The organism is Bifidobacterium pseudolongum subsp. globosum (assembly GCF_000741295.1).
GTDB lineage: Bacteria > Actinomycetota > Actinomycetes > Actinomycetales > Bifidobacteriaceae > Bifidobacterium > Bifidobacterium globosum.
Genome location: NZ_JGZG01000005.1, coordinates 74,606 through 92,871, shown reverse-complemented (window position 1 = coordinate 92,871; position 18,266 = coordinate 74,606). Strand labels below are relative to the sequence as shown.

General features: G+C 63.2%; 18 protein-coding genes. 5 read left to right on the top strand and 13 right to left on the bottom strand.

The genetic code is table 11. The annotated features are described in order from the left end of the window. Window positions 1–18: 18 nt before the first annotated feature. A complete protein-coding gene (locus tag BPSG_RS02590) occupies window positions 19–969 on the bottom strand; it encodes an ABC transporter permease (protein ID WP_026643424.1) in 951 nt (316 codons plus the stop codon). A gap of 100 nt (window positions 970–1,069) precedes the next feature. Beyond that, the gene (locus BPSG_RS02585) at window positions 1,070–2,734 is read right to left on the bottom strand and encodes an ABC transporter substrate-binding protein (RefSeq protein WP_026643426.1); all 1,665 of its coding nucleotides are present in this window, start codon (window positions 2,732–2,734) and stop codon (window positions 1,070–1,072) included. A gap of 164 nt (window positions 2,735–2,898) precedes the next feature. Here BPSG_RS02585 and BPSG_RS02580 point away from each other — a divergent pair, with 164 nt between their 5' ends. Further along, complete coding sequence (locus tag BPSG_RS02580; protein ID WP_026643427.1) at window positions 2,899–3,657, top strand: type III pantothenate kinase; 759 nt, start codon at window positions 2,899–2,901, stop codon at window positions 3,655–3,657. Here the strand turns inward: BPSG_RS02580 and BPSG_RS02575 are convergent. The 4 genes from BPSG_RS02575 to glmS form a co-directional block, all read right to left on the bottom strand. Further along, a complete protein-coding gene (locus BPSG_RS02575) occupies window positions 3,654–5,024 on the bottom strand; it encodes an ABC transporter substrate-binding protein (RefSeq protein WP_051591969.1) in 1,371 nt (456 codons plus the stop codon). The genes BPSG_RS02580 and BPSG_RS02575 overlap by 4 nt on opposite strands. Window positions 5,025–5,102: 78 nt before the next feature. Next, complete coding sequence (locus tag BPSG_RS02570; RefSeq protein WP_026643429.1) at window positions 5,103–5,510, bottom strand: hypothetical protein; 408 nt, start codon at window positions 5,508–5,510, stop codon at window positions 5,103–5,105. A gap of 72 nt (window positions 5,511–5,582) precedes the next feature. Continuing rightward, window positions 5,583–6,326, bottom strand: a complete 744-nt coding sequence (locus tag BPSG_RS02565) for a pseudouridine synthase (protein WP_026643430.1) — start codon at window positions 6,324–6,326, stop codon at window positions 5,583–5,585. A gap of 75 nt (window positions 6,327–6,401) precedes the next feature. Continuing rightward, window positions 6,402–8,294 (bottom strand): glutamine--fructose-6-phosphate transaminase (isomerizing), encoded by a 1,893-nt coding sequence (gene glmS, locus BPSG_RS02560; protein ID WP_026643431.1) that lies wholly within the window; start codon window positions 8,292–8,294, stop codon window positions 6,402–6,404. 172 nt (window positions 8,295–8,466) lie between these two features. Between glmS and BPSG_RS02555 the strand changes: the two genes are divergently transcribed. Continuing rightward, complete coding sequence (locus tag BPSG_RS02555) at window positions 8,467–9,192, top strand: response regulator transcription factor (RefSeq protein WP_160268212.1); 726 nt, start codon at window positions 8,467–8,469, stop codon at window positions 9,190–9,192. Between the two features lie 258 nt (window positions 9,193–9,450). Here the strand turns inward: BPSG_RS02555 and BPSG_RS02550 are convergent, their stop codons facing one another. From BPSG_RS02550 to BPSG_RS02535, 4 genes are all read right to left on the bottom strand, one after another. After that, window positions 9,451–10,257 (bottom strand): amino acid ABC transporter ATP-binding protein, encoded by an 807-nt coding sequence (locus tag BPSG_RS02550; protein WP_026643433.1) that lies wholly within the window; start codon window positions 10,255–10,257, stop codon window positions 9,451–9,453. 22 nt (window positions 10,258–10,279) lie between these two features. Continuing rightward, entirely contained in the window at window positions 10,280–11,266 is a 987-nt protein-coding gene (locus tag BPSG_RS02545; protein ID WP_026643434.1) for an amino acid ABC transporter permease, read from the bottom strand. Between the two features lie 74 nt (window positions 11,267–11,340). After that, window positions 11,341–12,264, bottom strand: coding sequence for an ABC transporter substrate-binding protein (locus tag BPSG_RS02540; protein WP_022858560.1), 924 nt, complete (start codon window positions 12,262–12,264; stop codon window positions 11,341–11,343). 216 nt (window positions 12,265–12,480) lie between these two features. Beyond that, window positions 12,481–13,419 carry an ABC transporter substrate-binding protein gene (locus tag BPSG_RS02535; RefSeq protein WP_026643436.1) on the bottom strand — a complete coding sequence of 313 codons (939 nt, stop codon included), beginning with the start codon at window positions 13,417–13,419 and terminating at the stop codon, window positions 12,481–12,483. A gap of 494 nt (window positions 13,420–13,913) precedes the next feature. Here BPSG_RS02535 and BPSG_RS08620 point away from each other — a divergent pair, with 494 nt between their 5' ends. From BPSG_RS08620 to BPSG_RS02520, 3 genes are all read left to right on the top strand, one after another. Beyond that, the gene (locus BPSG_RS08620) at window positions 13,914–14,897 is read left to right on the top strand and encodes a hypothetical protein (protein WP_051591971.1); all 984 of its coding nucleotides are present in this window, start codon (window positions 13,914–13,916) and stop codon (window positions 14,895–14,897) included. Between the two features lie 242 nt (window positions 14,898–15,139). Then, window positions 15,140–15,937: a DUF1295 domain-containing protein gene (locus BPSG_RS02525; protein WP_026643437.1), complete on the top strand. Its 798-nt coding sequence runs from the start codon at window positions 15,140–15,142 to the stop codon at window positions 15,935–15,937. 46 nt (window positions 15,938–15,983) lie between these two features. Further along, entirely contained in the window at window positions 15,984–16,463 is a 480-nt protein-coding gene (locus BPSG_RS02520) for a GNAT family N-acetyltransferase (RefSeq protein WP_026643438.1), read from the top strand. Between the two features lie 21 nt (window positions 16,464–16,484). Here the strand turns inward: BPSG_RS02520 and BPSG_RS02515 are convergent, their stop codons facing one another. Genes BPSG_RS02515 through BPSG_RS02505 form a run of 3 tightly spaced genes read right to left on the bottom strand, consistent with a single transcriptional unit; the run spans window position 16,485 to window position 18,247 of the window. Continuing rightward, window positions 16,485–16,976, bottom strand: coding sequence for a Fic family protein (locus BPSG_RS02515; RefSeq protein WP_026643439.1), 492 nt, complete (start codon window positions 16,974–16,976; stop codon window positions 16,485–16,487). A gap of 17 nt (window positions 16,977–16,993) precedes the next feature. Continuing rightward, window positions 16,994–17,506, bottom strand: a complete 513-nt coding sequence (locus BPSG_RS02510) for a Panacea domain-containing protein (RefSeq protein ID WP_026643440.1) — start codon at window positions 17,504–17,506, stop codon at window positions 16,994–16,996. Window positions 17,507–17,563: 57 nt separating this feature from the next. Beyond that, on the bottom strand, window positions 17,564–18,247 hold the full coding sequence (locus tag BPSG_RS02505) for a pentapeptide repeat-containing protein (protein WP_051591972.1): 684 nt from the start codon (window positions 18,245–18,247) through the stop codon (window positions 17,564–17,566). Between the last annotated feature and the right edge of the window lie 19 nt (window positions 18,248–18,266).

Sequence of the window (18,266 nt, the reverse complement as noted above, 5' to 3'; positions counted from 1 at the left end):
GTGGGTGAATCTGGCATATCAATCTCCCAACCGCGGGTCGAGCGCGCGGTGCGCGATGTCGACGAGCAGGCCGATGACGAGGAAGAACGCGGCGAGCATGAACAGTTCGCTCTGCACGGCGATGAGGTCGCGGTGCCCCAGGTCGTCGACGAGCCCGCTGCCGATGCCGGGCAACGCGAACAGGTTCTCGATCACCATCACGCCGGTGATCATCTCGGCGAAGGTCAGGCCGATCACCGAGACGAGCTGCGGCATGGCGAGCCGCAACCCCACGCGCGTCAACGCCTGCGTGCGTGTCATGCCGCATGCCATGGCCATCTCGATCGTGCCGGTGGAGGCCACGGATTGCAGGGCGGAGCGCGTGTAGCGCATCATCGACGCACCCACGATCACGCCCACGGTCAACGCGGGCAGCACGAGCGAGGCGAGCGCACGGCCGGGGTCGGCCCAGCCCGCCTGCGGGAAGCCCGACGCGGGCAGGATGGGGATCAACCCCGATCCTCGCGCGAACAGCAGGATGAGGATCAGGCCACCCCACAGGGCCGGCACGGCGCCACCCACAATGGCCACACCCTGGTAGACGGCGCGGGCGCGCGGGGAACGCGCGAGCACGGCGGCACACCCAGTGGGTATGCCGATCGCAAGCGCGATGATGAGGCCCAGAATGATGAGCGGGAAGGTGATGGCGGCACGGGTGCCGACGAGGGCGGCCACGGGTTGTCCGGTGAGCATGGCGGTGCCGAAGTCGCCACGCACCAAGCCGGCGATCCACGCGCCGTACTGCACGATCAGCTGGCGGTCGAGTCCCATCTGCGCGCGCAGCGCCTCCACGCGTTCGGGTGGCGAGTTGAGGCCGGCCATGATGGTGGCGATATCGCCGGGCAGCACGCGCAACGCCAGGAAGATCACCACGGAGATGGCGAAGAGCCCCACAACAAACAGCAGCAGCCGGCGTGCAAGGTATTTCATAGTCCCCTTAGGGTTGTGGGCGGGCGGCACATGCGCTGTGCCGCCCTGGCCGCGGGGCCCGGCTCAGACCGTCCGGGCGGTTCGCGTATTGGTTGTGATGTTACTTGGTGACGGCCGGCGTATAGCTGAGTTCAGCCAGCGGCATCAGTGTCTGGTTCATGTTCACGGGGAACCCGCTCACACCTTTGTCCATCGCCGTGGTCACGCGGTAGTTGAACAGCCAGTCGGCGGCGGCGTCCTGCGAGACGATGCGCGCGGCCTGCGCGAGCAGCTCGTCGCGCTTGGCGTCGTCGGTGGAGCCAAGCGCCTCATCGGTGAGTTCCGCCACCTTGGGGTTGTTGTAGTTGTAGTAGTAGTCCGCGTTCGACCATTGCGTGAAGTCGTGGCTTTCGTTGTGGTCGACGAGCGAAAGGTCGTAGTCCTTGTCGGTGTACACGTCCTGCAGCCATGTGGAGAACTCGACGACGTTCACCTTGAGGTCGATGTTCACGGCCTTGAGCTGGCTGCGCAACTGGTCGCCGATGTCGGTGCCGTAGGTGTTGGCGTAGGTGAGCGTGAGCTTGAGCGGATGTTCCTTGGTGTAGCCGGCCTCTGTGAGCAGCGCCTTCGCCTTCTCCACGTCGTGCGGGTACAGGCCCGTGAGGTCCTCATAGCCTGGGTCGAGCGACGGGATCGGGCCGCCGAGTGCCTTGTCGGCGCCGCCGCGCGCGGCGATGAGCTGGTCATGGTCGATCGCGTAGCGGATCGCCTCACGCACGCGCTTGTCGCCTGTGGGCTTGCCTGCGGCGTTGTTCATGCCCAGCACGTATTTGTCCGTGCCGTCGCCGGCTTCCACCGTGTAGTGCGCCGGGTCATCTTCGAACGGCTTGGCGAGCGACGCGGTGATCGGGGCGAGCACCTGCACCTCGTTGGATTTGAGCGCGTTCACGGCGGCGTTGTCGTCGGCGAAGTACTTCACCACGACCGTGGGCGTCTTGGGCTGGGCGCCCCAATACTCCGGGTTGGCCTTCAACGTGATCGAGCTGTTCGGGGTGAACTGTTCCACCACATACGGGCCCGAGCCCACCGCCTGCGTCTTCGCCACATACTTCGCGTCCTTGTCGAACACGAGTCCGGCGCGGCCCGTCAGCGCCCACAGCAGGTTGGCGTAGGGCTTGGTCAGTTCGATCACCACGGTGTCGCTGTTCGGCGCACTCACCGACTTGGAGTTCTTCAGTGCGTCGGCGTCGTGGTATTGCTTGCTTTCGAGCTCGTTGATCGACCACACCACGTCTTCGGCGGTCAACGGATCGCCGTTCGAGAACGTGAGTCCTGTGTTGAGATGGAACGTGTACTTCAGGCCGTCAGCGCTCACATCCCAGCTTTTCGCGAGCGCCGGCACCACCTTGTTCTCGCTGCTGCGGGCCACAAGGCCTTCGTACACGTTGCCGATGAGCACCTGGTCGAGCGCGGAGCCGGCCGTGTTGCGAATGTCGAGGTTGGTGGGGGCGAGTTTGAGCCCGATCGCCACGGTGTCCGCGGCGCCGCTGGACTGCGTCTGGTCCGCCTTGCGGGCCCACGGGTGCCAAAAACCCACGATGAGCGCCACGGCGATCACGATCACGGCCACAATGGCCCAGATGGAACGTCGTGGCCCGCCGCCCGGCCGTTTGGCGTGCGCCTGGAGTGAGGCGTCGGTGCTGAATGCGGTGTCTTGCTGGTTGGTGTGCCCTTCGGTCGCGCCGGACTCGCCGTGCGCGCCATTGGCTCCATTCGTTGCTGTCATGGAATCCTCAATGGTTGGTTGCATGCGGGCTTGCCGCCCGCGCTTCTTGACTTCTGCTTGTTGCATATGGTTGACCGCCCCAGCCGGGGTCGGCCACCTCCCGCTATTATAGAGGGGCGTGCATATTTCGCCGCGCACGCCACGCCCGGCACGAAGGAGACGCTATGCTGATCGCCGTAGACATTGGAAACACGAACATCGTGCTCGGGTTCATCGAAGACGAGCAGGTGGCCGCCACCTACCGCATCACCACCAAATCGAACCACACCTCCGACGAGTTCGGCATCATGATGCTGCAGTTCCTGCAGCTCAAAGGCTTTGCGCCGCGCGATGTGCACGACGTGATCATCACGTCGGTCGTGCCGAAGGTGATGCATTCGTTCACCGCGGCGATCGTCAAGTTCCTTGGCATCACACCGATGGTGGTCGGCCCGGGCATCCGCACCGGCATGAACATCCACATCGACGACCCGCGCTCGCTCGGCGCCGACTGCCTCGCCGACTGCGCCGGCGCGTACGCCACATACGGCGGCCGCACGCTCGTGATCGACATGGGCACGGCCACCACCTACAACTATGTGGATGAGCACGCCACCATCACCTGCGGCCTGATCACGACCGGCATCCGCACCGCGGCTGAGGCGCTCACCTCGATGACGGCGCAGCTGCCCGAAGTGGAGATCCGGCGCCCCACGTCGATTCTGGCGAAAGACACGAAGAACGCGATCCAAGCCGGGCTGTATTACGACTTCCTCGGCGGCATCGAACGCATCATCACGCAATTCCACCGCGAGATCCCCGAGGACTTCCAGATTGTGGCCACCGGCGGTCTTGCGCGCATACTCGACACGCCGTTGATCGACGTGGTCGACCCCGACCTCATCTTCAAGGGCATGCTCTGGATCTACCGCAAGAACATCTAGCGCATGGTGAAGCCCTGGTTGGCGCCGTACTCCTTGAGGTCGCTCTGCCAGCGTTCGATCCCCTCGCACAATGTGACCTGCGGGCCGGGAGTTTGCGGCATGTCCTTGCGTTGGATGAGCCCTTCGCGTTCGCGCCGCACCGCGTCATAATACGTGTGCTCGTCGTTCACCCACGTGTATGCGGCGCCGACGGTGGCACGGAAATCGCTGCGCGCATACACCTCGAACGGCAGGTACTGGTAACCGGTGCTGACGTGGCTCGCGGCCTGAGCAAGCACCGTGTTGAATTTCTGCCCGCCGAAATACGGCACCTCGATGCCTCGCGCGTCGCGCACCGTGGTCTTGTTCAGGAAGTTGGCGCTGTTGAGCGTGGCGTTGTCAGCAGGGAACGCTCCGCCGTCCACGCGCGTCATGATGCCCGCCGTCTCGTGGCACACATATTCGATGAACCGCCATGAGGCCTCCGGGCGCCGGCTCGAACTGAGCACGCCGAGCGCCGACCCGCCGTTTTCGGCGTTCGTCAGGTTGCCATGCGCCGTGGGCATCTGCGCCACGCGCCACAGGCCGGCGGTGCCGGGCACGTCGGCCAGCATCAGCGACGGCATCCATGCGCCGGCGAACAGCGACGCCACGGTGCCCGATCCGAGCGCCTGCTTCCAGTCGTCCGACCACGTGTCCAGCCGCGTGTTCACGAGGTCTTCGTCGATCATCTGCTGCCAGAACCGCGTGAACTCCTGCGTGCCGGTGTCGGTGTCGAGCGTGATCGAGACCTCTTTGCCGTCGTGCGAGGTGTTGTAGGGCCTGCCACCGGCGAGCCAGATCATCGCGTTGTAGAAACTCGCATCGCCGTCGTCGGCCGCGATGTAGACGCCGTTCTCCTTGAGCTTCTTCGCCGCACGGTAATAGTCGTCCCATGTGCGGATCTTCGCGGCATCCACGCCCGCCTGCTCGAACACGTCCTGATTGTAGAAGAAGGCCATGGGGCCCGAATCCATCGGCACACCGTACACACGCCCGTCGAGCTGCACCGACGACCATGAGCCGGGCGTATAGAACGAGCCGTAATCCGTGGTGCGACTCGTCAGGTCGCGCAACTGGCCGCTGACCGCATACTGCGGCAAGGCGAAATACTCCAGCTGCACCACGTCCGGCGTGCCATAGCCGTCCTGGATTGCCGAGTTGAGTTTGCTGTAGTCGGCCGTGCCGATCTGCGTCACATGGATGTCCGGGTTGCGCGCCTCGAAATCGGCGATCAACGCGGCCATGCTGGGCTCCCACGACCACACGCTGATCTGCGTGCGGTCGTCGGGCTCACCGCAGCCCGCCACGGCGACCATCACGCCCGCCGCACATACCACCGCCACCATCCGCTCCGCCCATGCGCGCACATCGACTCCTCACCGTGTGTTGACCTGTACGCACTCCAGCATAGCGGGCGGGGCGTGTTACGCGGCGACGACCGTGACGCCCTGGCCGGGCTGCACGCGGATCGTGACGACGCCGCCCTTATGCATGCCTTTGGCCTGTACATCCTTCTTCTTGGCAGCGATGCGCTCGATGTTCGTTTCCTTCTTACGCGTCGTCTCGTCGGGCTTCGCGTTGTACCACATCACTTCCACATCGGCCGTGTCGTCGTCGCGCGGGGTCACATTGCGCACAATGCCCTTCTGACGCCACGACTGATGCGATTCGTCTTCATACTCGATCGGCGTGTTGTACAGCATCTGCTGCTGCTCGGGTTCGAGCTCGGTAAACACACGGGCCTCACGCTCCCCGCCGTCCCTGACCAGCACGACCGCCGTGCACACGAACGCAGCAAGCACCACTATGCACAGTGCAATGACGTAACCCATGATCCGCTCCTTACCGAATACATCTGCTTCCTCCAGTTCTAGCAGTCTGCATGCGGGGCGGCGCGGATTGCGCTACATGCGTGAAATTGCCGCGCCGAGCGGCACACGCGAGACGAAACGTCGCGGCTCGCCGGTGAGCGGGTCGCGAAATTCGAGCACGCGCGCCACGAGTTCGAGCGGCTGAGAGAAATCGTCGTAGGCGCGCTGCTCGATGCACGGGTAGAAATCGTCGCCGAGGATCGGCAGGCCGAGCGCGTTCATGTGCACGCGCAACTGGTGTGTTTTGCCGGTCTGCGGGTGCAGCACGTAGCGCGCGACCGGCTCGCCTGCGCGCGCCGAGGCGGCGCGGTCGAGCTCTGCGCGCTCGATGCGGGTGACCGCGTTGACCACACCGGGAATCTCCTGCGCGCACAGCACACCGCGTGTTTTGACGATGTGTGAGCGGCGTTCCAATGGGAACGGCCGTGGTGCGGCGAGGCGCACGACGGTGCCGGTGTGCGGCTGTTGCGGCACGCGCACCGGCGCGAGGCACTCGTAGACCTTGCGCGCACGGCGGTTCTGGAATACGAGCTGGTACGCCCCGCGCGCAGCCGGATCGCGCACGAACACGAGCACGCCGGCGGTCGGCCGGTCGAGGCGGTGCGCCGGCACGATGCGCGGGTCGTTGTAGCGTTCGCGCAGCCGCATCAGCGCGGTCTGGCGGTACCACATGCCGCGCGGCATCGTGGCGAGGAAATGCGGCTTGTCCACGACGATGATCGCCTCGTCCTCGTACAGCACAGGCAGGTCGAAAGGAATGTCGGGTTCATCGAGCACCCAACGGTGATGGCCCGGGCATGCATCTCGGCATGCCCGGGCCATGGTCGCGGCACTCGGGTGGCTGGCCCGCCACTACTCCACCGTGACGGACTTGGCCAGATTGCGCGGCTTGTCCACGTCGTAGCCCTTCTGCTTGGCCATGTCCATGGCGAGCAGCTGCAGTGGCACCACGTCGACGAGCGGGCTCATCAACGTGGGGCATTCGGGCCGCCAGAAGACCACGTCGGCGTAACGTTCCACGTCGGCGTCGCCTTCCTCCGCGACCGCGATGATCGTGGCGCCGCGGGCCTTGACCTCTTCGATGCCCGAAATCACCTTGGCATGCAGCACGTTGCGGCCGCGCGCCGGTGGCACGATGAACACGACCGGCTCGCCTTCGTCCACAAGCGCGATCGGCCCGTGCTTGAGCTCGCCGGCGGCGAAGCCCTCCGTGAACGTGTAGGCGATCTCCTTAAGCTTGAGCGCGCCTTCGAGCGCGACCGGGTAGCCCACGTGCCGGCCCAGGAACAGGAACGAGTTCGCGTCACGCAACTGGCGGGCCGCGGCGGCCACCTTGGATGGCTGCGTGTCGAGCACCCACTGGATTTTGCGCGGCATGTCCTTGAGCGAATCGAGCGTCTGCGCGATCTCGTCACGGAACACGGTGCCCTTGAGCTGGGCCAGATAGAGGCCGAGCACATAGGCGGCGGTGATCTGCGCCACGAACGCCTTCGTGGAGGCCACGGCCACTTCGGGGCCGGCGTGGGTGTACAGCACCGCGTCGGATTCACGCGGGATAGACGCGCCCTGCGTGTTGCAGATCGCGAGCACCTTGGACCCCTGTTCGCGCGCATGGCGCAGTGCCATGAGCGTGTCCATCGTCTCGCCCGACTGCGAGATCGCCACCACGAGCGTGCGCGGCGTGAGGATCGGGTCGCGGTAGCGGAACTCATGCGCCAGCTCGACCTCCACCGGGATGCGCACCCAGTGCTCGATCGCGTATTTGGCCACCATGCCCGCATAGCTCGCCGTGCCGCAGCCGATCACGATGATCTTGTCGACGGCCTTGAAATCATGCTCGTCGATGTGCACTTCGTCGAGGTTGAGGCGCCCTTCGTCGTCCAGACGCCCGATCAGTGTGCGCTGCACGGCGGCCGGCTCCTCGTGGATCTCCTTGTCCATGAACGAATCCCAACCGCCCTTTTCGGCGGCCGAAGCGTCCCAGTCGATCTCGTACACCACAGGCTCGGGCACGTCGTTGCCGTCGAAATCGGTCACGGCCACGCCGTGCGCGTCAATCATCACGGCCTGGTCCTGGCCGATCTCCATCGCGGTCTTCGTGTATGCCACGAACGCTGCCACGTCGGAGCCCAGGAAGTTCTCGCCCTCGCCAAGGCCCACGACAAGCGGCGAATCATGGCGGGCGCCGACCACGATGCCCGGCTGGCGGCAATCCACGGCCAGGATCGTGAACGCGCCTTCGAGCATGCGGCCCAAGCGGCGCATCGCCTCGAACAGGTCGGGCTCGCCCGTCTCCGCGATCACCGCGTCCACAATCTTGCCCAGCAGCTTGGCCGCCACCTCGGTGTCGGTGCCCGAAACGAACCGGTAGCCTTCCGCCTGCAGGTCCAGACGCAACTGCGAGGCATTCTCGATGATGCCGTTGTGAATGATCGCCACCTTGCCGTCACGGCTCGCATGCGGGTGCGCGTTCACATCGTTGGGCACACCGTTCGTGGCCCAACGCGTGTGGCCGATCGCCACCGTGGCGTCCGGCAGCGGCCGTGCCTCGATGTCTTCCACCAGATTCGAAAGGCGGCCGGCCTTCTTGCGCACCGCCACACGGTCCATGCCGGGCGCGGTCAGCGCCACACCGGCCGAATCGTACCCACGGTATTCCAAACGTTCCAATCCCTGCAAGCACACCTCGAGGGGGCGCATCGAAGGACAATTCACATCACCTGCGTAACCTACAATTCCACACATAGGCACCAGCATAACCGACGGCGGCGCGCAATGCACGGCAATCCGGTGCACTTCCACGGTTCCCACGCTTTTGCTTGGTCGCCGGCGGTTTCGCCGTAACCGAACGCGCCCGCCTCCCCCGCCCGTGAAATACCGCCACCTGCGCGCGGCGCTGTGTTCTATGATGATGCACGTGAACACAACCACCAGCAATGGAACAGAGGACGCAAGCCAATCCACACCATCTTCTGGCCGGCAGACGCCGTTCCGCATCGCTATCGTGGACAACGACCGTCTTGTACTCGGGCTGCTCGCGTCTTTCCTCGACAAACAGCCACACCTCACCGTCGACTGGACAGCGAACAGCGGGAGGAGTGGCATCGATGCCTACCACCGCAGTCTATGTGGCACGGCCCCGGCCGCCGACCTGATCGTGACCGACATCGCCATGCATGGCATGTCCGGCCTCGAAATGTGCTCCATGATCCGGTTCGAAGACGACCACACCCCGATTCTTGGCGCCACCTCGTACGACCCGCAGATGTACGCCACCGAGGCATTGGCAGCCGGCATGCAGGGCATCGTCGCGAAAGAAGACCTCGAACGCCTCCGTGAGTCCATCGCCACGCTGCTCGACGGCAGTCGGCTGCCGATGCGAGACGGCGTCTTCTTCGATTCCCCGCAACAGGCGTTCGCACGACTGCAGACCGACGGCAAACCCGCGTTGCTCAACCTCTCGGAGAACGAGCGCACCGTCATGGATTATCTGTCGCAAGGCATGCTCACCCCAGACATCGCCATGCTCATGGACGTCAGCCCCTCCACCGTCAAGACCTATGTGAGCCGCGCAACGCGCAAGTTGGGCGTCGGCAACCGGCGCGAGGCGGTCGCCGAGTGGTTGCGCATCACCAATCTATAGCAACACAGCGCATAGCGTGACCATATAGTGGGCGCGTGTAGTCCTGAGGACTACACGCGCTGGGCTTTCGCGAAAAGAACCTCTACAATGCTGAACCGGCGGGAGAGAAGGTCTTGCGCCGACCCGGCATGCGCCTACGGAGCGCACTGAGGAGGGACGCCCAAATGGGCGCATGCCGGAGTCGTCGCATCAACGAAGCCGGACGGCTGCCAATCATCTCGGCAACCGGCCAAACACCGCCCTCACACTAGATCTCCACTACAGCACATGCTGCAGGAAGTCACGGAACCGCACCTCGCGCGGGTGGTCGATGATCTCTGGGCCGCCCTGTTCCACCACAACGCCGCCGTCCATGAACACGATCTGATCTGCGACTTCGCGCGCGAATCCGATCTCGTGCGTCACCACGATCATCGTCATGCCCTCGTCGGCGAGCGAACGCATCACATTGAGCACCTCACCCACGAGTTCGGGGTCGAGCGCGCTCGTCGGCTCGTCGAACAGCATGATCTCGGGTTTCATCGCAAGCGCGCGCGCAATGGCGACGCGCTGCTGCTGGCCGCCCGAAAGCTGGCCCGGGTAATAGTCCATGCGGTCGCCGAGCCCTACGCGCTTGAGTTCGGCGATGGCGAGTTCGCGCGCCTCGGCCTTGGGCATGTGCTTGACGTGCACCGGCGCTTCCATCACGTTTTCGAGCACGGTCATGTGCGGGAAGAGGTTGAATTTCTGGAACACCATGCCGAGCTTGGAGCGCTGCTGCGCGATCTCCTTCTCGTTGAGCCTCTGCAGCGTGCCGTCAGGAAGGCGCTTGTAGCCGATCATCTCGCCGTTCACGTCGATCTCGCCGCCGGTGAGCGTCTCCAACTGGTTGATCAGGCGCAGGAACGTGGATTTGCCCGAGCCCGACGGCCCCAGGATCACGGTGACGGTGCCCGGTTCCACTTCGAGGTTGATGCCCTTGAGCACATGCAGGTCGCCGAAGGCCTTGTGCACGTCTTTCGCCTCCACAACAGGCTTCGGGGCCTGCGCCCCGGCGGTTGCGGCGTGCGTTGTCTGTGAGGTCATGAGTGTATGCCCTTCCTGTCCGTTAGGCGTTGTAGCCGAGGAACGCCGCCTCGTTCGTCTTGTTCACGTCGTCTTGCGGTTCGCCTTCGGTCTTGCCCGGCAGCGGCGTCTGCTTGCCCTTGGTGCCCACCGGCCGCGCTTCGAAGCCCTTGCCGAAGTGCTTTTCGAGCATTGACTGGATCACCATGAAGATCGAGGTGATGAGCAGGTACCAGAAGCTGGCCACAATGAGCAACGGGATCGGCTTGTAGATGCGGTTCGCGATCGCGTTCGTGGCGTACTGCAGTTCCAGCGTGAACGGCACGGCGAGCACAAGCGACGTGGTCTTGAGCATGCCGATCGTCTCGTTGCCGGTGGGCGGGATGATGATGCGCATGGCCTGGGGCAAGATCACGCGGCGCATGATCATCGAACGCTTCATGCCGAGCGCCTTGGCGGCCTCCTCCTGGCCCGGGTCGACCGCTTCAAGGCCGGCGCGCACGATTTCGGCGAGGTAAGCGGCTTCGTTGAGCGCCAGGCCGATCACGGCGGCGTTGAACGCGGTCACCACGGTCTGCGAATCCACACTCCAGAACTCCACCGAGGTGAAGGGGATGCCCAGCGAAAGGCGTGGAATCAACACCGAGAACAGGCCCCAGAACACGAGCTGCGTGTACACAGGTGTGCCGCGGAAGAACCAGATGTAGAACCAGCTCACCCCGCGCAGCACCGGGTTGGCGGATTTGCGCATGATCGCCAGGATGACCGCCAGGATGATGGCGATGATCATGGAAAGGAACGTGAGGATGAGCGTGTATCCCACGCCTTCGAGCACGCGCTCGTTGAACAGGTACTTCCACACCACGTTCCATTCGAACCGCGGATTGGTGACCAGCCCATGGATGAGCATCGCCGCCAGCAGCGCCACGATGACCGCCGCCACGATCTGGCCGGTGCGTTTGACTGGCTTGGCTTCGATGCGGTTCGGGATCGGCAGTCCTTCGCCGTCGCGTTCAACATGATGAGGCATCGGTCTCCTCGCTTTCTTCTCCACAACAATGCATGTGCACGCTGGTGGAGTCCACCGCGCGCACATGGTTACGTTCAGTCCAGGTCTTTCGGGTTGATCTCGGCAGTCTTGATGGCGCCAGATTCCACACCCCAGGCCTCTAGGATCTTCATGTAGGTGCCGTCATCCATCAGGTGCTGCATGGCGGCCTGCACGGCCTTGGCCAGCTCGGTGTCTCCCTTCTTGATGGCGATGCCCTGCTTGACCACGCCTTCGGCGCTGCCCAGATCCTCAAGCGCGTCGCCCGTCTGCGAGATCGCGTAGCCGGCCACAGGCGAATCGGCGTAGAACACATCGGCCTTGCCGGTGGCCACCGCGGTAGCGGCGTCGGTCTGCAGCTTGCTCGGCATCACTTCCACAGCCGCCTTGCCGTCGGCCGCGCATTGCTGCTTGATCTCGTTGGCTTCCTCTTCCTGGGTGGTACCCACCTGCACGGCGATCTTCTTGCCGCACAGATCGTTGACGTCGATGTGCTCCGGGTTGCCCTTCTTGACCGCCCAGCTCGAGCCGGCCTTGTAGTAGCTCACGAAATCGACGGCGTCCATGCGCTCCTGCGTGATCGTCATCGCCGTGATGCCCAGATCGTATTTGGTGCCCACCGACGGCACAATCGTGTCGAATGTGGACGAGATGATCTTCGTGTCCAAGCCGAACACCTTGCCCAGCGCCTTCGCCAGGTCCACGTCATAGCCTTCCGGCGTCTTGCCGTCGTCGCCCACGAACTCGGCCGGGGCATACGACAGCTCCATGCCCACCGTCAGCTCACCACTGTCGGCGACGCTCTTCGGCAGCATGGCGGCAATCGTGTCGTCCTTCTTCACCGTGGAGACGTCGAACCCGGCCTTCGCCTCCGCCTTTGCGTCCGTGCTCTCATCGGTCGTGCCGCAGGCCACCGCCGTCAGGAGCATCGCCGCTCCCAGCATGCCCGCCATGATCTTCTTGAGACTCTGCACTGCCATTCTTTCTTGTTCCTCCGGTCTCATATGCGCGTCGTTGTGCCGCAGGATTCGGCGCCGTCGATTGGTTTGTATATTTATGGCATACACTGCATAAAATACAAATGTGCTCAACGCGAACACTACCGCTGCTCAATGTGTGTGGCGCGTTCGCCGGGGCGAGCGCGCCACACACATGCAGCTATATCCTACCGTGTGCGCGGGCCAAGCGCGCGCCGGTCACTGGGAGACGTCGGTGGGGTTGACCTCGGACTTGTCGATCGCGCCAGACTGCGCGCCCCATTGCTCGAGGATCTCTTCGTAGACGCCGCTGTCCATGAGCTTCTGCATGGCCTTCTGCAGCGCTTCGGCGGTCTGTTTGTCGCCTTTCTTGACCACAATGCCCTGCTTCGTCACACCAACATCCTCGCCGAGCGCCTCAAGCTGGCCGTCGGTCTGCGTGATCGCATAGCCCGCCACCGGCGAATCGGCATAGAACACGTCAGCCTTGCCGGTGGTCACATTGGTCGTCACGTCGGTCTGCAACGCGTTCGACAGGATATCGATCGCATCCTTGCCGTTCTTGGTGCAGTCCTCGCTCATCTGCGTGACTTCCTCTTCCTGCGTGGTGCCGGTCTGCACCGCCACGCGCACGCCGCACAGGTCCGCGGTGTCGACATTCGTGGGGTTGCCCTTCTTGGTGACCCATGTGGAGCCGGCCTTGTAGAAGCTCACAAAATCGACGGCGTCCATGCGTTCGGGCGTGATCGTGAATGACGAGATGCCCACGTCGTACTTGGAGCCGACCGAGGGGATGATCAGGTCGAACTTGGAGACCTGCTGGTCGGCCTTGAGGCCCAGCACCTTGGCGAGCGCGTTCGACAGGTCAACATCGTAGCCCACCGGCGTCTTGCCGTCTTCGGCCAGGAATTCGGCCGGGGCGTACGAGGTGTCCATGCCCACGGTGAGCACGCCGTCCTGCTTCACCGAATCCGGCAGCAGCGCGGCGATCTCCTCGTCCGTCTCGATTTTGGACACATCATATGCCTGCGGCGATGCGGTGCTGGTTTCACTACCGGATGACGATGCTTCGTCGGACGTGCCGCATGCGGCGGCGCTCACACACAGCGCCGCGCCAAGAAGACACGCGGCGATGGACCGAAAGGACTGCTTGCTCATGGTTTCCCTCGCTGTTCGTGACCACGCTCCATGCGTGATGCATGTGTGCAGCGTAAAAATCCGATGCTACGAACAGGTTACTGGCACGAAAACATGAAACACCGCCTGTTTCGTACGATCCCTGTGCATTCATCGTGTTTTCAGGCTGGAGAGGAGCATTTTCCGGGCAGAACCCAGATACCTGCCTCGTGCTGGAGCCAGTTTTCGCCCTATATATATGGGTGATGGCCGAAAAATGCTCCTCCCCAGTCAAAATGGTTTCACCGAACGCCTCTCTTACTAGTTCTCACTGGCTGAGGACTGATTTCGTCTTGAAAGCCACACCGCAACCGAACCCAGCTGATGACCGGCGGCATCCACCGCTTCCTCCACATTCTGTCAGTATTTTCCGCCCGCTATCCACCGTTTCCACAGGCATCACCACGATGGCTGACAGCCGAGGTTGCATCCGTTAGAGTCGGCACAACATTCGAATTCATAGCGAGGAACAGGACATGCCCGGACACTTCGAGACGCCAGAGCAGCGGCAGGAATGCCAATTGGAGACCTGCCTGCAATTTGAGCGTTATTGCCGGCGCGCCACGGCATGCATATTCACGTTGACCACAGCGCTCCGACTGCTCGGCGTGGATTGGGACCCAGAAGCTTCTGTCACTTCGATGCCCAGACTTCATGCCGATGTGCTCCAGACGGTTGTGGATCACCGCAACAACAAAGGACGCGATAGGCACGCCCTCGCACGCCCCGGCACTAAACGGGTCGCTCCCACCGCAGTATTCGTCAGCAGCATACCAATAGAGACCATCGAAATCGCAGAGGGTATCACCTGCACGACACCCGAATTCACATGGTTCATGTTCTCGCGTTTTCTTGGACTTAAGGACCTCATCATCCTAGGCGATGCGATGATGCGCAGGAACACCCTTCATGAGCCACTGACATTGGACGGCTTCGCCGACCTCATCGCACGTGTGGAGTGCCGCGCGCACCGCAATGGCACACGGCCGCCCAAAGGAATTACACAATGCCGCAAAGCCTTGGAATTGATGGAAGAGCACACCGATTCCGTCATGGAAACCATATTGAGGCTCACGCTCGAATGTTATGGCCTTCCCCGACCGGTGGTCAATCTTCCTGTGAGGTTGCCGGACGGGCGCCTCATCTTTTTGGACCTTGCGTTCCCTGAAGCCATGGTGGCTGTCGAATACGATGGCAGGCACCACAGTGAGCAATGGGCGCAGGACTCGCTCCGGCGCTTCGCGATAGAGGCATCTGGCTGGGCCTACGTGCAAGTCATCGGTCTCGGGTTCATCACCGACGCGGATAAACGGCACGTGGCGGAACTGGTAGGACGGCTCATCCGCGAGCGCACCGGCAAGAACTATCTTTTGAGCACCCCGCTCCCCCTCGAATGCGTGCCGGATAGGCGACGCGAAGCGTGGAAGGAGCGTCCCTCGGGGCTTACATTCGCCTGCTAAGCTCCCACAGCAACGCATCTCGGCTGGGGAGGAGCATTTTCTGGGTAGGGGCCATGTATTGGCCCCTTGATGGCGCCAGTTTCCGCCCCTGTATACATGGGTGTTGGCCGAAAAATGCTCCTTCCCAGCCGAAATATGTTTCAACCACACACCCCAACTCGGCCAACACGCCCGGGAATGTGCCCAGAGCGCTATTCGCCGCAAACCACAAGAACCCCAGCATACTCCGATACGCTTGGAATATGGCATTTTTGATTATCTTTCTTGTGGCACTCGCAATCAGCGGCGTCGGTTTCCACCGGTACATCTGGTTCATCTCGATTGGCTACGGCTTCTCGATCGCCGGCATCGGCGCGGCGTTGCTCATCTACTTCGGTATCACCGGCGGCCTGACCGCCGTGTCGATTGTGATGGCGGCGCTCCTTATTGTCTATGGCCTGCGGCTTGGCGGCTATCTGCTCGCACGCGAGTACCGCAGCTCCTCCTACCATCAGGTCATGCAGCAGGCGATTGACAACGGGAAGCATGTGAAGCTCCCCCTCAAGCTCCTCACCTGGGTGGGTTGCGCGCTGCTCTACGCATGCGAGGCCTCCCCGATCGCATTCCGCCTGCAGAACCATGCGGGCACCGACGCCATGGCCATTGTGGGTGCGGCGATCATGGGCGCCGGCATCTTGCTCGAATCCGCAGCCGACCTGACCAAGAACCGCTTCAAGCAGCAGCATCCGCACCGCTTCTGCGACGTGGGACTGTTCCGCCTGGTGCGTTGCCCCAATTATCTCGGTGAAATCGTCACGTGGACCGGCGTCTTCGTCTCCGGTGTCACCATCCTCAGCGGCGCATGGCAGTGGATCGCCGCCATCGGCGGGTACCTGTGCATCTGCTGGATCATGTTCGGCGGCGCGCGCCGCCTTGAACTGCGCCAGAACAAGGAGTATGGCAGCGACCCGGAGTACCAGCACTACACCAAGCACACCCCGATCCTCATCCCCTTCATCCCGCTGTACAGCGTCGCGAACGCCAAGTGGCTCATCGGCTGAGCCCACGCTCGACACCGCTTGTCTTTCCACACGCAATACTTGAAGCATGACAGGCCTCACCATCCGCCGCGCGCAAGCCACCGACATCAACGCCATCATGGACATGCTGCGGCAGGTCAACGATGTGCACGCACACGGCCGCCCCGATCTGTTCATCGAAGGCAAGACGAAGTACACGCCCGACGAACTCGCGCGGATCATCGCCGATGATTCGCGCCCGATCTTCGTGGCGATCGATACCGATGGCACGTTGCTCGGCTACGCGTTCTGCGTGGATGAGGACCACACCGGCAGCAACAATCTGCAACCAATCCGCACGCTGTACATAGACGACATCTGTGTGGACGAAGCCGCTCGCGGCAAGCATGTGGGCACCACGCTGTACAACCACATGCTCGACCACGCCCGCGCGCACGGCTACCACAACGTGACACTCAACGCGTGGGCCGCGAACCCGGCCGCCGTCAAGTTCTACGAGCATCTTGGCATGAGCGTCTACAAATACGGCATGGAGCAGATTCTGTAGCCTCTTTCGGACACCCGCGCACTACCCCACCCACACCGCGTGCTCACGCAGGAACGCCGCAAGTTCCTCCGCACTGCCGCGCCCGGTGACGATACTCTGCACCCACTGGTACAGCTCGTTGCGCTCCGGCTCGCCCGCATCACGCGCACGCACATCCCACCCGTGCATCTTGAGGATCGCGAGTGACATCTTGACCGCCGTCCGTTTGTTGCCGTCCGGGAAGATGTGGTCTTTCGCGAAGCGTGTGGCGTAGTCCGCGATCTGCGCGAACACGTCCGCATACCGTTGCGCGGGCGCAATGCCGAAGAACGTGAGGAACGTCGCGCCAAGCACCGACTGCACACGTCCCAGGATCGCCTCATCCACCGCCGCCGGCGCGGTTGGCGTGATGTCGAGCCCCGTGCCGCGGATTGTGCCCAAATAGACTTCGAACACCGATTCGGCGAGCGCGTCCATGCGCATCTGCTCGCCGTCGAGTTCGATTGGCTCCGCGTTTGGCTCTGCCGTATGCATGGGCCGCTCCCCTCTCATCATGAACGCTCCAACAGGCGTAGCGCGTTCGGATATTCCCGCGCCACTTCGCCCACACTGCGCGCGAGTGTGCTCGTGGGGGCGGCGGCGTGCATGTCCACGGAGCGCACAATGCACTCGACGGTGATGCGCACATCGCCCCGTCCACGCGCGTTCCACCATGCGCCACCACGCGCGCTCGACATGCGGAGCAGGTCGTCGGCGGTCAGATCGCCGAGCGAGGCGAGCACGCGCGCGATGACGCCTTCCGCGCGCTCATCGAGGTCGGCTTCCTGCCATTCATCACGTTGACGGATCATGCGCGAGCCGAACGTGGCGTATTCCGACCATACGAGCGGCTCGACCGGCCCGCACTGCCCCACGCTGATCTCGTCGGCGAACAGTGGCTCGCCTGACTGCCGCAGAGCCTCGACCTGACACCAGTACACGAGCAGGTTGAGTTTGAGATTCGTCAGGAAACACGCATCGCCGTATGCCGCGACGATGCGCCGTGCGATCTGCAATGATTCCATCTTTCCGCCAATCAGTTGTTCCGCGTTCCCACTGTACCGTTGTATATGTTTATTCCCTTACGCCACGCGGATGCCGAGGCTCGCGGCGAACGCGGCGGCGAGGTCGGCGATCTGGTCGAGCGACATGGTGGTTCCGCGCAGATACTCCACATTCTCTATGCGGTGCAGGCGCATGCCGCGCAGATCCACATCACTGACCGTGGCATGCTGCAGATTGATCGACTCGATGCGCGTGCCCGGAAACGCCACGCGGGTCAGTTGCGCGCCGACGGCGTCGAATTCGTCGATCACACAGTCGACGAACCGCACGTCGCGCCATGTGGCATCGCGCAGATTGAGGTAGCCGATGTGGCAGTCGCGCATCTCCACCGAATGCATTGACGATTCCATGGCGGCGAATGAGCCGAACCGACAGCCCGTGAACATGCAGTCCGCGAACCCCGCGCCGACCGCATGCAGCTGCGCGACACCGCATTCCGTGAACATGGTGTGGCTGACGTGCGCACGGTCGAGCGTCAGCGCCGCTGCCTGGGAATGTTCGAACGCACAGTCCAGGAACGTGGCGAGCAGCGCGTCGAGCTCATCCGCCCGCTGGTCGAAGAAGCGCGCAGAATCGTAGGAGCCCTCCCGCTCCAACAACTGCAGTCGTGCTTCATGCAGATGTTCCGCGGGCGCAAAACGCGCGATGTTTGGCGCTTTGGGCTCGGCTGCGGATTGTGCGCGCTGTGCTGGTTTGCTCATGCCGACAGCCTATAGCGGG

What these genes read in the sequence shown, in the direction of transcription:
- BPSG_RS02590 (WP_026643424.1), bottom strand. Translation starts at nt 969, where the DNA reads ATGAAATACCTTGCACGCCGGCTGCTGCTGTTTGTTGTGGGGCTCTTC.
- BPSG_RS02585 (WP_026643426.1), bottom strand. Translation starts at nt 2,734, where the DNA reads ATGACAGCAACGAATGGAGCCAATGGCGCGCACGGCGAGTCCGGCGCG.
- BPSG_RS02580 (WP_026643427.1), top strand. Translation starts at nt 2,899, where the DNA reads ATGCTGATCGCCGTAGACATTGGAAACACGAACATCGTGCTCGGGTTC.
- BPSG_RS02575 (WP_051591969.1), bottom strand. Translation starts at nt 5,024, where the DNA reads ATGGTGGCGGTGGTATGTGCGGCGGGCGTGATGGTCGCCGTGGCGGGC.
- BPSG_RS02570 (WP_026643429.1), bottom strand. Translation starts at nt 5,510, where the DNA reads ATGGGTTACGTCATTGCACTGTGCATAGTGGTGCTTGCTGCGTTCGTG.
- glmS (WP_026643431.1), bottom strand. Translation starts at nt 8,294, where the DNA reads ATGTGTGGAATTGTAGGTTACGCAGGTGATGTGAATTGTCCTTCGATG.
- BPSG_RS02550 (WP_026643433.1), bottom strand. Translation starts at nt 10,257, where the DNA reads ATGACCTCACAGACAACGCACGCCGCAACCGCCGGGGCGCAGGCCCCG.
- BPSG_RS02545 (WP_026643434.1), bottom strand. Translation starts at nt 11,266, where the DNA reads ATGCCTCATCATGTTGAACGCGACGGCGAAGGACTGCCGATCCCGAAC.
- BPSG_RS02540 (WP_022858560.1), bottom strand. Translation starts at nt 12,264, where the DNA reads ATGGCAGTGCAGAGTCTCAAGAAGATCATGGCGGGCATGCTGGGAGCG.
- BPSG_RS02535 (WP_026643436.1), bottom strand. Translation starts at nt 13,419, where the DNA reads ATGAGCAAGCAGTCCTTTCGGTCCATCGCCGCGTGTCTTCTTGGCGCG.
- BPSG_RS08620 (WP_051591971.1), top strand. Translation starts at nt 13,914, where the DNA reads ATGCCCGGACACTTCGAGACGCCAGAGCAGCGGCAGGAATGCCAATTG.
- BPSG_RS02525 (WP_026643437.1), top strand. Translation starts at nt 15,140, where the DNA reads ATGGCATTTTTGATTATCTTTCTTGTGGCACTCGCAATCAGCGGCGTC.
- BPSG_RS02520 (WP_026643438.1), top strand. Translation starts at nt 15,984, where the DNA reads ATGACAGGCCTCACCATCCGCCGCGCGCAAGCCACCGACATCAACGCC.
- BPSG_RS02515 (WP_026643439.1), bottom strand. Translation starts at nt 16,976, where the DNA reads ATGCATACGGCAGAGCCAAACGCGGAGCCAATCGAACTCGACGGCGAG.
- BPSG_RS02510 (WP_026643440.1), bottom strand. Translation starts at nt 17,506, where the DNA reads ATGGAATCATTGCAGATCGCACGGCGCATCGTCGCGGCATACGGCGAT.
- BPSG_RS02505 (WP_051591972.1), bottom strand. Translation starts at nt 18,247, where the DNA reads ATGAGCAAACCAGCACAGCGCGCACAATCCGCAGCCGAGCCCAAAGCG.